Source organism: Paucibacter sp. XJ19-41, from assembly GCF_028462495.1.
Classification (GTDB): domain Bacteria; phylum Pseudomonadota; class Gammaproteobacteria; order Burkholderiales; family Burkholderiaceae_C; genus Roseateles_E.
Genome location: NZ_JAQOWX010000017.1, coordinates 1 through 1086 on the forward strand (window position 1 = coordinate 1; position 1086 = coordinate 1086).

Sequence of the window (1086 nt, forward strand, 5' to 3'; positions counted from 1 at the left end):
CCACCGCCGCCACCGGGCTCGGCCGCCAGCGCCCGGGCCAGGCGCTGCTGAAAGCCCTGGGCCGGTGCGGCTGCTTCGGATCGATCGACGCTCTCGGCGGCCTGGTCGGCCGAGTCCAGCATGCGCGCCAGGCGCTCGGCCAGCTCCGGCTCCCGCGCCCGCAGCGCGGCGAGCCGGGTAGCGCGCTCGACCGCGCCCAGCTCGACCAGCTCGTCAAAGCCGGCCGACAGGCGCTGCCATTGATCGCGCGCCAGCATCGGCCTCAGCCAGGGGGGGCGCCGTCGCCCAGCAGCTCCTGCAGCAGGGCGCGCGCCTTGATCAGCTCGCGATTGACGGTGCGGCTGGACGTGCCGCGCAGCAGCGCCACCTCGGCAATCGTCAGGCCGGCAAAGCTGAGCATCTCGATCAGCTCGTACAGACCCTGGTCCAGCGCCTGCATGCGCGCCAGCGCGCGGTCCAGCGCGATCAGGTCCACCATCTCGCTGCTGACCGCCGCCACCTGCTCGGCCGCCGACAAGGTCAGCATCACCGCATCGCCGCCGCGCTTGTCGCGCCCCTCGGCACGCACATGGTCGATCACCACCGAGCGCAGCACCCGGCCGACATAGGCAAAGAACTGGCCGCGCGAGGCGCCCTGCAAGCCCTCCTGCTCGGCGATGCGCAGAAAGCCCTCATGCACCAGGGCCGTGGTGTTGAGCCCGACAACCCGGCCCGACTGCGCCAGCCGCTGCCGCGCCACCCGCTTGATCTCGGGATACAGCGTCGCATAAAGCCGCTGCAGCGCCTGGGCATCACCGCCCGAGCAATCCACCAGCAGCTGGGTGATCGCGCCCTGGCTCATCGCAGGCTCGGCCTTGCTTATTCGGCGGCGGCCGCAGCGGCCAGGGCATCCAGGGCCTGCTCCAGCGCGCCGGCCGCGAGCCCGGCGGCGCGCTCCACCGGCGCCTCGGCCAGCGCGGCCGTGCCCTCGCGCTTGAGCCGCGCCACCCACTGGCCGGCCTCGCGCCCCTGGGCAAAGCCGCGGCTTTGCAGCAGCAGGCCGCCATCGGCGGCATTGAGCTTGAAGTAGAACTGGCCGTCGTCCTC

2 protein-coding genes and 1 pseudogene are annotated in these 1086 nt (G+C 72.9%); all 3 read right to left on the reverse strand.

From position 1 onward, the window contains the following. A partial coding sequence (locus PO768_RS06485; RefSeq protein WP_272645408.1) for a hypothetical protein occupies positions 1-257 on the reverse strand: 257 nt, incomplete at its 3' end. 5 nt (positions 258-262) lie between these two features. Next, complete coding sequence (locus tag PO768_RS06490) at positions 263-841, reverse strand: ECF-type sigma factor (RefSeq protein WP_137945504.1); 579 nt, start codon at positions 839-841, stop codon at positions 263-265. 17 nt (positions 842-858) lie between these two features. After that, positions 859-1086: pseudogene (locus tag PO768_RS06495) on the reverse strand (tryptophan--tRNA ligase); the annotation flags it as partial.

What these genes read in the sequence shown, in the direction of transcription:
- PO768_RS06490 (WP_137945504.1), bottom strand. Translation starts at nt 841, where the DNA reads ATGAGCCAGGGCGCGATCACCCAGCTGCTGGTGGATTGCTCGGGCGGT.